We start from the raw sequence: 10,872 nt of genomic DNA on the forward strand, positions 1-10,872 counted from the left end.
CCGTCGCTCGCAACAAGCTCAAAAGCGCTCAGCACCGACCTTCGATCATCGCCGCGTGCTGGATTCAGGCAACCTTGTGGTGACGTCATGATTTATGGAAAGGTCAATAGACGCTTGCCGCAAAGGCGATATCGGAACGTCGCTGAGCCTTGTTATGTGAATACAGAAAAGCGATAAAACAATCGGCCAAATCAAGGGCGACGCACGTAACACGCTTATGCGAGCCGGGTTCTTTTGCCGACTTTGGGAAATTCGCGATCGCCATTTCGAGGCGCAGCGTTATCGACGCGATGCCCGCGCGCGGTGTGCCGCCCAATCAGGCGCTGCTGCCATACCTATCGTTGCCTGGCTGGGAGCACATCAACCCGACCGGCGATTATGTGTGGAGACGCCCTTTATTTCTCGTTTTCTGAAGCCTCCCTGCAAGAGGGATGTTCAATCGTGGGCCTTGAGAAACTGCGCAATCCACGCGCGGCGGATCATGAAACTCAGCTTTTCGACGGAAGGCGGCTGGGTATCGAGCTCCACGACGTCACTAATCCAGTCGAGCAGGTATCCGGCGTGCTCCTGCGAGAACCTGTAGGCTGTACCGACGAGATCGCTGGAGCCGTTCTCGTATTTGATCCTGAGGCCAATGACCGTGCCTGGGACTACCGCTTGAGTATCGTGCAACGTGATCAGGTGTGAACTGGCATTCAGGGCATCGCGCAATGTCATTCGCCGGCCGCAAGCAACGTTGACTACCTTGTAGAGACGCAGCGGCGTGGCGCACAGTCGTCCGAGCCACGCACGCTGTGCATCATTCAAGGCCGGTCGGTCAGCTTCGAACAGCAGGTCCGATACGCGCCGGATAATTCCGTCCACTTGGATCTCGCCCTCCGCAATCAGCCACTCATACACGTTGGCATAAATGCGGTCGAGCGTTTTCTCATCCAGATGTTCGTATGCCTCAATCTCGTCTTTGTTGAGGTCGTCGAACAGTGCACCACTAATCGCATTGCGCACGGCCTGGTCATAGTGATGTTGCAGCCAGGCGAGCGCGCGAGGAATTGTGCACGAAGTGCCGATTGCATCCACATCGCTTACTTCTTTACTGCAGCATACGCATGATTCATTCCAATGTTTTCGATCGCTACCGGTTGTAGCGGGACACAGGTGGCGACAGGTTAGCTTATCTGAGCATCCTTCATTGGTACAGGAAACACGTAAGGACGGACGTTGCTTACTTGCTGCCATGTTACGCATTGCAGACCTCTCAGCAGGAACCACTACAGGCGGCATGCAAGCGGCAACGCCACCGGAGACCAGTGATGTGCATACTCAGAAATCAATTACCAGTCTTTCCGATTTCGAACGTGAACAGCAGATCAGCATAGCTTCGCCCTTTTTCTTATCGTGCTCGGAAAGCACACTGTCGCGATGATCGGGTGCGCCAGCAACGACCTGCACCTGACACGCCCCGCAGATGCCCTTTCTGCATAGGTGCGGCGCCGCTATGCCCGCTTCCTCTAGCACTTCCAGAATTGTCTTCTCCGCCGGGATCCTGAACGACTCCCCTGTTCGATGCAATTCGACCGTAAAGCTGGATTCGTGCGTCGCTTCGATCCTCTGCTTAAAGAATTCCAAGTGCACACGCGTACAATCGAGCGCTGCAGTCGCAGTTTCATAGGCATGTAACATCGACAATGGACCGCAGCAGTAGTAGTGTGCGTCTTCCGGTGAGCGCGCCACGATAGCCGGAATGTCCAGTCGTTTGCCACCCTGTTCGTGATCGACGTATGTACGCGCCTGGGGCAGCATTTCGATCTGGTCGATAAATGCTGCTTCGCGACGCTCGCGACACGCGTAGTGCAGTTCGAACGATCGCCCGAGCTTTTGCAGCCGCTGCGCCATCGCCCAGATTGGCGTGATGCCAATGCCTCCCGCAATCAGCACCGTATGACGGGCCATTTCATTAAGCGGAAAGTTGTTGCGTGGTCCACCGACGTCGAGCATCTGCCCGACGTGCAGTTTCTCGTGCACGAACGCAGAGCCGCCGCGGCTTGTGCGGTGTCGCTTGATCCCGATCAGGTAGGCGCGAGGGTCACCATCGGCTGTCACCAGTGAGTATTGACGAACGACACCATTCGGCAAGTGCACGTCGATATGTGCGCCCGGCGAAGCCTGCGGCAACGTGGCATTGTCGGGACGGCGTATTTCGTAGAGATTTGTGTTGGTAGAGGCATAGTGAATCGAAATCAGCTGCATGCGCATCGTGTTGTATACGCTCGTATCTGTGGCCAACACGTGTTCCATCGTTGGTGTATCCATTGAAAACCCCGTTTCCTGTGAGAGGACCGGCTCGTTCATGCGCATCAGGGCTCTGACGACGACAACTTCTGCTATGGCAATCCCGGTTTCACGCGAGCGCGTCACGACAGCGCGCGTCCCACACTAGCGGCGTAATGGCGCGCTCGCGGATCCTGTTGCCGATTGCCGGGCAGTGATCGCGAAACCGCCCGCTATCCAATCGAAACAGCCAATTTTTCCTTATCCTGCATCGCACCCAGACTGACAGTACTGCGGACCCGCGCTTCCTGTTTTTCCCACGCGTCGCGATCGGTCAGGTAGATCGGGTCGGCCGCAACAATCGAACACGCATCCGCCGCACCCGCACGCAAATTGAATGTGACAGTACCGGTGACAGCGCTCGCCGTTTCTTCGACGAACCGCTCGGTGGCCTTGCGTAATTTGCCGTAGTAACGGCCCTCAAGACATTCACGCAGCCAAAGCTGTCCGACTGGCAGCGTCTCCCGCAGCAGTTCGGCATCTTGTGTCGCCATTTTGAGGTGGCTGAACGCCATGCTCAAAATCGCTTCCGCCGGCGCCTCGCGGGCTTCAAGTACCTTCTCGCCGCCCTCGAGATGCTCAAGCCCTACGTAGCGCCCAATGCCGAAGCGGCCCGCCAGGAAGTTGAGCTTCTCGATAAGTTCAACCTGTGGCATTGGAATACCGTTAAGCTCAACGGGTAATCCGCCCTCGAAGCGCACGCTGAGTCGATCATTCTTAGGGCAGTCGGATGTTTCCGCGGTCCAGCGAAACAGATCCGGATCGAGACTGAAATTTTCCGGATCGTCAAGCTGCCCTGATTCGAACTCCCGGCACCAGAGATTCGCGTCGCCGCTAGTGCTTCGCGACCGAAATCTTCCGGGGAAATCTGTGATGAGACGCTGAATCTTTTCTTCTCTCGATAACACCGAAAATTCATACGGTGTGCCGAAAAAGCCACGATAGCCAAGATCCTTGATTGAGGTATTTAGGCGCCTCAGGCTGTTTTGAGAATAATTGGCGGTGTGACAGATGGCTCCGCAACCATATTCTTCTGCGAGAGCGACCGCATGCCGAGCCATCAGGGGTCGCGACAGCGACGAACTGACCGGATACATATTCATATATTTTGCGCCAGCGTGTAACGCCGACAAAGCGATGCGGGCAAAATCGTCGCGCGCATCAACTACCACTGAGCGCGCGCCGAAATGCGCTGCAAGAGAATTCAACTCAGCACGATCGATATCGTCGCCGACGTCGACCGTCAAGGCGATGACTTCGCAACCTCCGCTTTGTGCGAGAAGTTTTAGCAAAAGGGTGCTATCGAGCCCCCCGCTGAACATGGTCAGTATACGAGGGGTGCGCTGCGCGGCATACTCCAAATCCTGCATGCTACGTATCAGGTTCTGATTGCTCACGACTACTCCAATTCGTTGATATGGAAACAAGAGAATGGAATCAGACGCACTAACGTCCAGTGTATGTACCCGGCAATTCCGATGCAGCGAACTGAACTGATGCGACTGGCGTAACGCGTGATCGCGTTGTCCAATTCCGTCTACACACTCGCGCCTGTTTCGCGCCAGATTTTCACGATCTTTATGCTGTCGCGGTAACGGCCAGCTCACTTTCTCTCGGCAGAATATCTGCGAAGTCGTCCAGCGCAAGTTTCCAGTTCTCTACATGCTGTTCAACTAGCTTCAACATGTGCGCTTGCTTCTCTCGTGTATCGGCAATTAACGAGGTACCGTTTTCGAGATCCTTAACCCATTGATGGTGGTCATCCTCAGCCCGGACATGCGCATTGTGCCACTTGAAATCCGACTGCGAAAACACTCGTTTCCCGTTTGCTTCCACCTTCAAGTGGGACAAATAGAGCGCAATAATATTGTCTTTCGCAATTTGTTCCACGACGCGCAACTGCGTTGCCGCACCCATTGGATCCGCGGACAGTTCACGCATATTTGAAATAAGCGCCTTGTGGCCCGCGCGCAAAACCTGAGCTGCCTTGCAGTCCTCGAAATTCAGAACTTTTCTTAGCGGGTCCATCATGGCTTGGCCATACCAAAGGTGGTGCATGCCCATGTATCCCTTCGGAGCTACCTCCGCAAAAACGGGTGACATGTTCGTTGCGTCATCGGCAATCACTTCATATGACGTATGAAGCGTCTTGAGCAGGTTTGTATCTGGTGTTTCCTGCTCATCGGCCTGCCTGGCCATCTGTGCCATCCCGATGATGGAAGTAAAGATAAAACTTTTTACAATGGAGTACCATGCATAACTCATCTGCATGGCTGAAAACGGGTCCATCGTTTTAACTCGTTTGGCATTGTCGTAGAAGCGATTTTTTCCTGGAACAAGACCAGCCTTTTCAATGCATACGACAATCTGTGCGTCGAATTCGGCTGGTGATTTTTCGGCTGGGCGAACGGAAGTTTTTAAGTCGCTACCAAACGGATTATTCATGATACGCACTCCGATTAATAAAGGGTTTGAATTGAAACTTCCCACTACTGGTGAGGTGGCCGCCGGCCTCGAATGCAAGCGATTCACGACACCTTAAACTGCCTTTCAGCAAGCCGAACTTCGACGAACTCGGCAGGATCGATAATGCTCGAATCCTTTCGCGCGGATTTTCTGCAAGCGTGAAGAGGATTGGCTGTCGCGCAAACGCGGCGTCAGTGTGCTCCGGAAGGCTATTCAAGCTGGCCGACATCACTGCCTCTACTATTCAGGAATCCATAATATGTGGATGGAATATTCGCTTTAGCGAAATCTCCTTTACTCGATCGCGTCGCCTGTTTTCAGACCTTCGTCGCGTGCCTCGTCCGGCTTCGTCCGAAGCGATGACGCAAATTACGCAAACGTTTGCCCTTCAGCCCCAGAACCCGACACATCCAGGAGAATCGATGGTGATGCTAAATTCTTCACATGAATATAATTTGACGGACTACAACAGGCAACGGGCTTCGTCGAATAAGTAGGCGCCTGAATCCGTTGAGCGACGCCACGGTCAAGGCTCTCAGTCACTTTGTGAATAATTGTGAACCATCGCCACACCGCACAGCTCGTACGGGAGAAACGGACATGCATTTGGGTAACTGACGACTGATCAAGGTGGTTGGTCAGAGACCCACCCCAACACCCGTTTCGTACAGAGCAGCCATCCCCGTTTGATTGACGAACGCCGCCTGGTGGCCGAACGGATCTTTCCCAGCGGGAACGACCGCCACATTGACACGACTATTTCGCGTCTTGAAGCCCTTATCGTGCAAGACTGATGCACACGCATTGGCCGCCCCGAAATTACGCGCTCGGAAACAGTTTTTTAGCTGAGGTACTTTAATTTTCGGCTTTCTGAAGGTCCCTATTTGCAGCGCGTTCCGCCTGCGCCTCGCTCACATCGTCACCAGCCGGCTTGCCAGAAACTCGACGAAGACGCGGACCCGCGCGGGAACGAGCCGCGAAGTCATCGCCACGTGCACCGGCATCGGCGTCAGACTCCAGTTCCCGAGGATCTGCCGCACCGCGCCGCTGTCGCAGGATGCGCGTGCAATGGCGGGCGACAGCACGGCGATTCCATGCCCTTGCTCTGCGAACTTCAGCGTCATCGATACGTTATTGGTCGAGAACCGTCCCTGCACGTCTACATCAACCGACCTCTTTCCCGACACAACACGCCAGGTTCCCGGTCGCTCCATATAGGATTGCAGAATGCATTCGTGCCGACCGAGCTCCTTCGGATGAGAAGGCTCGCCGCAGCGCGCCAGATACGCTGGCGACGCATAGAACAGTCGCGCCGCATGACCCAGCTGACGGACCACCAGCGACGGATGACGTAGTTCGCCAAGCCGGATCACCACATCAACGTTTTCGTAAGCGAAGTCCGATTGCCGCGGCGTCAAATCGGCATTGATGCTGATCTCCGGATAGTGCCTCGCGAACTCATCGATGATCGGTGCGATTTGCGTCAGACCGAATTCCACGGGCATCGACACATTCAGATGGCCTGACGGCCGTCGGGCGGACTCTCTAAGGACTTCGAGCGCCGCGCTTGCGTCCTGCATGATGCGTTCACAACGATCGAAGTAATGGCGGCCCGCTTCCGTTAGCGCAAGGCGCCGGGTGGTGCGCTCGAACAGACGCACGCCGACGCGCTTTTCCAGCAGCGCAACGCGCCGCGACAACGTCGCGATCGGAATACCGGTCGCGTTGCTCGCGCCGGTGAAACTGAGTACGCGCGCGACCTCGACAAAGAAAACCATGTCTTCCAGGTCGACGGACGCCAACGAGGGTGCACTCAATCGATATTCTCACTATTGAGAAAATAGTTCTCAAGTTACCCGATTTACATCAAAAACAGAAGGCTTATCTTGTGGGCAATGCGGTGCGCGTCAAGCGCCACACCGTTCACCTCCCGGAGATACGCTATGTCGATTCAACAGCTGTGCGAGGCGCTGAAGACCAGTGCCGGGCACCCGCCGCCTACGGATGCGACGCCACCGGCCATGCGCGCCTGGGCCGAAGGCATTACCCGCGACACACCGCTCGCGCAGAACGTGACGATTGTCTGCACACGTTTCGGTCCGTATCAGGGCGACCTGATCGTGCCGGAAGGCGGCGACCCGTCCAGGTTGATCGTCTACTACCACGGTGGCGGTTTTTTCCTGTTCTCGCCCCATACCTATCGCGTCACGACGACCCATCTCGCGCGTGCGGCTAACGTGGCGGTATTCGCACCGACCTATCGGCTGGCGCCGGAGCATCCCGCGCCCGCCGCGCATGACGACGCATTCGGCATCTATCAGTGGGCACTGAGGCAGGGTTATGCGGCGGATCGCGTCGCGCTTGCCGGCGACTCCGCCGGCGCCAACCTGGCCTTGGCCACGGTCGTGCGCGCTCGCGAACGCGGCTTGCCGCTGCCGCGCGCCCTGACGCTGTTTTCACCGTGGCTGGACTTCGCCGAAGAAGGCGCGTCGTATCGCACGACAACGAATGACCCGATCCTGCCGCCGGCGGTCCTCGATGGATTCAAGCATGCGTATCTGCGCGACCGCTACCGTAAGTCGCCGACGGTCACGCCGTTCTATGACGACTTCAGCGGACTGCCGCCGACCCTCGTGCATGTGGGCAGTTGGGAGCGGCTGCTCGACGATTCGATCACGCTGGTTGCGCGCATGAGGACAGCTGGCGTCGATAGCGAATTGAAAATTTTCGATGGCATGTGCCATGGATGGCAACTGTTCGCGCCGATACTCGATGAGGGCATGGCATCGCTCGAAGAAAGCGCCCGTTTCATACAGACCCGCATGGTGCAGCGATGATCGACCTGCTCTGGATTCGGGTTCTTGCGTGGGCGCTGGCCGCTTTCTTTTTTCTCGGCTTTTTTATCAACACATTCGCGGTCAAGCGCGTGGGTCCCGATTACAAACGGTGGGGGTATCCGGACGGGTTTCGCTTCGTGACGGGTGTGCTGGAACTCGCGGTCGCGCTGCTCATGTTGACCGCGGCGACGCGTCCCTACGGCTTGCTGCTCGGCTGCGGCATCATGGTCGCCGCTGTCGCTACCGTTGCTTACCACCGCGAATATCAGCGTGGGGTGCCCGCGCTCGTCGTGCTCGTTTTGATGTTTATCGTCGCCGGGGCGATGTGGTTTAACGTAGCCAGCCCCAGCTAATCCATCTCGCTTGTTAGCCATCTTCGTCAAAAAAGGCTTTGCATCATCAGTCGACTGACGCCGGTCGACCGATCGTGTCGACCGGCCGAAGGGCCGTGCGCATCCACAAACCTGCGTGTACCATCGAGTCGCCCGCAACGACCGTGCACTGTCTGGCGAGTGCGGTGCTCAATCGCAACCGCCACCCGTCATATTGGGTGGCAACCCAACCTGGGAGGCAACATGACCATCAAAATCAAGCTGTGGGGGTTTAACGGATCGACCTATGTCCGGACCGTGCGGATGCTGCTCGCCGAAAAAAACTTGCTGGGCTACGAGCAGGTTCCGATCAACGTGCTGAAGGGTGAGCCGCGGGGAGACGAGCATCGGGCACGCCACCCGTTCGGCAAAGTGCCCGTCGTCGACGTGGACGGATTCCGGATCATCGAGACCACGGCGATCATGCGCTATCTCGACACCGTGTTGCCGGGCCCATCGCTCATCCCCACGACGCCGAAGGATCGCGCTCGAATGGACATGGTCACCAGCATCGTCGACTCATATGGCTATGGTGCCCTGCTAAGCGTCGCCGGATACTACCTGTTCCCGGATTTCGTCGGCGGCCAGAACGACGATGCGCTCAAAGCCGCGCTGGAAAAGAGTCGCCTCGTCCTGAACGAGCTCATGCGCATCAAGGGCGATTCGCCGTATCTCGCGGGTAGCGCATTGAGCATCGCCGATCTTTACCTGGCGCCGATCATCGCCTACGTGACGCTGACGCCGCATCGTGACGAAATCCTGGCTTTGAAAGGCGTCGGCGACTGGTGGGAGCGCGTCATCGCTCATGAAAGCTTCCGGTCAACCGCTCCTTGATCGCCGGTCGGTCCTAAGCCATCCTGGCACGGGCGGCACGCTCACCCACTGAACGGAGACCCGACCTGGCCGAACACGTTGCGCCGATGGTCGCCGCTGAAGTCATGCGCGTATTTCACATTCGCATACAGCACTGAACTTTTGCTGAAGTTGCCCGTGACGCCGACGCCACGTTCGTACCAGGTCTTGCCCAGTTCGTTGTCGAGCGACGTCGCGCCGATCGTGGTCTGCCCCGACGAGAAAAGTCGTGCCGCACGCGGCCCGCACCGAGACGGTGCCGCGTCGGCGTCTATCGAGCGCCCATCAGACCGTAGCCGATTCCCACCACCGTCACGAGATGCTCGGGGCGAGTCGCGTCGCGCTCGAGCTTGTGCCTCAGGTTGCCCATGTAGATTCGAAGATAGTGCGTGTGATCGAGGCGTCCCGGTCCCCAAACGTCCGTCAGTAGCTGACGCAAGGACAGTACACGACCGGCATGCCGCACGAGCACGACCAGCAGCCGATATTCAGTCGGCGTGAGATGAACACTTTTCCCGTTTCGGGTGACCTGTCGGGTCGCGAGATCGACCGTTGCGATGCCGAAGTGAACGACGGGTGAATCGCTATGACCACTGCGGTTCCGGCGTTTCAGATGCACTTTGACCCGAGCCATCAGTTCGGCGACGCCAAACGGCTTCGTCAGGTAGTCATCCGCGCCCGCGTTGAACGCCGCCACCTTGTCCGCCTCAGCGTCCTTCGCTGACAGCACGATGATCGGCATCTCGCTCCAATCACGGACATCGCGAATCACATCGACCCCGTCCCGGTCAGGCAAGGTCAACTCGACAATCAGCAGGTCCGCTTTTCGGGTGACGGCCTCCGTCAATCCCTGTGCGCCGCTTTCGGCCTCGAACACCGTCATGCCCTCACCCTGAAGCTCCCTGCGCACGAAACGGCGAATCTGCTGATCGCCCTCAATCAGAATGATGGTTGTGGTCGGTTCAGTCACAGTGCCCTCCGTGGCTTCGCAGCAATTTTCCTCACCGGGATTAAAAAGATCGGCCCGGTGTGCCGCGATTGCGGCATGGCCACCGGGCGAAGCGTCGCTGGAGACGTGCTTGTGTCCGTGCTCTTTCCGTCGTCGTACCGAAGCTTCCCGACTTCTTCTACAAACTCGGGACAGTCAATCACCTGGCGGGCTTCAGATCGTCAAGGGCGAGATTCATTTTCAGCACGTTCACGCGTGCTTCCCCGAAGATACCGAACTGGCGGCCTTCGGTGTTCGTCGTGATAATTTCGGTCACCTGGTCCAGTGAGACGCCGCGTGCCTTGGCCACGCGCGGCGCTTGATAGGCGGCGGCGGCTGGCGTGATGTGCGGATCCAGGCCGCTACCCGAAGACGTCACCAGGTCAACTGGTACGGGCGCGGTGTTGGTTGGATCTGCATCGTGCAGCGCGGCGAGCCTCCCCTTTACTTCATCTGACAGCGCCGGGTTCGTCGGTCCAAGATTCGAACCACTCGAACTTTGCGCGTTGTACGGATTGGGCCCGGTAGCAGACAACCGGCCCCAGAAGTATTTGGGATCATCGAATTGCTGGCCAATAAGCGCTGATCCGACCACCTTTCCGTTCTTTTCAATAAAGCTGCCGGTGGCCTCGTCGGAAAACACGGCCTTACCGACCGCTGTAACAACCGCGGGATAAATGACGCCCGTCATAACAGAAATGGCGATAAGGAACACAATCGCTGGGCGAAGAGAGCTTTTCATAATCTGCGAACCTGATTGTTCAAAATTTAATGGACACATCGCGACAGCGCAGGCGGGCGTGTGCGGAATTCCCTGCAAGCGCCCGCCTGCCAATCCAATTCACGACGTTAAGCCCAGCCCAACGCGGCGATCACCATGTCGATCAGCTTGATACACGGGAACGGCAGGATGATGCCACCGAGGCCGTAAATCAGCAGGTTGCGGCGCAACAGCGACGCCGCGCCGATCGGACGGTACTTGACGCCTTTGAGCGCCAGCGGAATCAGCATCACGATGATCAGCGCGTTG

At 57.3% G+C, this 10,872-nt stretch carries 11 protein-coding genes and 1 pseudogene; 4 read left to right on the top strand and 8 right to left on the bottom strand.

Going from position 1 to position 10,872, the window contains the following annotated elements:
• Positions 1 to 184: 184 nt before the first annotated feature.
• Positions 185 to 413: pseudogene (locus HV796_RS44675) on the top strand (hypothetical protein); the annotation flags it as partial.
• Positions 414 to 435: 22 nt separating this feature from the next.
• Here HV796_RS44675 and HV796_RS37925 read toward each other — a convergent pair.
• From HV796_RS37925 to HV796_RS37945, 5 genes are all read right to left on the bottom strand, one after another.
• Complete coding sequence (locus HV796_RS37925) at positions 436 to 1,077, bottom strand: hypothetical protein (protein WP_175232958.1); 642 nt, start codon at positions 1,075 to 1,077, stop codon at positions 436 to 438.
• Positions 1,078 to 1,320: 243 nt separating this feature from the next.
• A complete protein-coding gene (locus HV796_RS37930; RefSeq protein WP_246356287.1) occupies positions 1,321 to 2,415 on the bottom strand; it encodes a PDR/VanB family oxidoreductase in 1,095 nt (364 codons plus the stop codon).
• A gap of 86 nt (positions 2,416 to 2,501) precedes the next feature.
• The gene (locus HV796_RS37935; protein WP_217478130.1) at positions 2,502 to 3,725 is read right to left on the bottom strand and encodes an argininosuccinate synthase-related protein; all 1,224 of its coding nucleotides are present in this window, start codon (positions 3,723 to 3,725) and stop codon (positions 2,502 to 2,504) included.
• A gap of 181 nt (positions 3,726 to 3,906) precedes the next feature.
• Entirely contained in the window at positions 3,907 to 4,773 is an 867-nt protein-coding gene (locus HV796_RS37940; RefSeq protein ID WP_175232959.1) for a DUF6202 family protein, read from the bottom strand.
• Between the two features lie 932 nt (positions 4,774 to 5,705).
• Positions 5,706 to 6,596: a LysR family transcriptional regulator gene (locus HV796_RS37945; protein WP_175232960.1), complete on the bottom strand. Its 891-nt coding sequence runs from the start codon at positions 6,594 to 6,596 to the stop codon at positions 5,706 to 5,708.
• 141 nt (positions 6,597 to 6,737) lie between these two features.
• Between HV796_RS37945 and HV796_RS37950 the strand changes: the two genes are divergently transcribed.
• From HV796_RS37950 to HV796_RS37960, 3 genes are all read left to right on the top strand, one after another.
• Positions 6,738 to 7,631 carry an alpha/beta hydrolase gene (locus HV796_RS37950; protein ID WP_175232961.1) on the top strand — a complete coding sequence of 298 codons (894 nt, stop codon included), beginning with the start codon at positions 6,738 to 6,740 and terminating at the stop codon, positions 7,629 to 7,631.
• Positions 7,628 to 7,984 carry a DoxX family protein gene (locus HV796_RS37955; protein ID WP_175232962.1) on the top strand — a complete coding sequence of 119 codons (357 nt, stop codon included), beginning with the start codon at positions 7,628 to 7,630 and terminating at the stop codon, positions 7,982 to 7,984. Before HV796_RS37950 ends, HV796_RS37955 begins: the two co-directional genes overlap by 4 nt.
• Positions 7,985 to 8,206: 222 nt before the next feature.
• Positions 8,207 to 8,836, top strand: coding sequence for a glutathione S-transferase family protein (locus HV796_RS37960; protein WP_175232963.1), 630 nt, complete (start codon positions 8,207 to 8,209; stop codon positions 8,834 to 8,836).
• Between the two features lie 289 nt (positions 8,837 to 9,125).
• Here HV796_RS37960 and HV796_RS37965 read toward each other — a convergent pair whose 3' ends face one another.
• The 3 genes from HV796_RS37965 to HV796_RS37975 form a co-directional block, all read right to left on the bottom strand.
• Positions 9,126 to 9,824: a response regulator gene (locus HV796_RS37965; protein WP_175232964.1), complete on the bottom strand. Its 699-nt coding sequence runs from the start codon at positions 9,822 to 9,824 to the stop codon at positions 9,126 to 9,128.
• Positions 9,825 to 10,002: 178 nt separating this feature from the next.
• The gene (kdpC, locus tag HV796_RS37970) at positions 10,003 to 10,584 is read right to left on the bottom strand and encodes a potassium-transporting ATPase subunit KdpC (protein WP_175232967.1); all 582 of its coding nucleotides are present in this window, start codon (positions 10,582 to 10,584) and stop codon (positions 10,003 to 10,005) included.
• 107 nt (positions 10,585 to 10,691) lie between these two features.
• Positions 10,692 to 10,872, bottom strand: a 181-nt coding sequence (locus HV796_RS37975; RefSeq protein ID WP_175232534.1) for a hypothetical protein, incomplete at its 5' end; no start/stop codon positions are given.

Source organism: Paraburkholderia humisilvae (genome assembly GCF_902859855.1).
Lineage (GTDB): Bacteria > Pseudomonadota > Gammaproteobacteria > Burkholderiales > Burkholderiaceae > Paraburkholderia > Paraburkholderia humisilvae.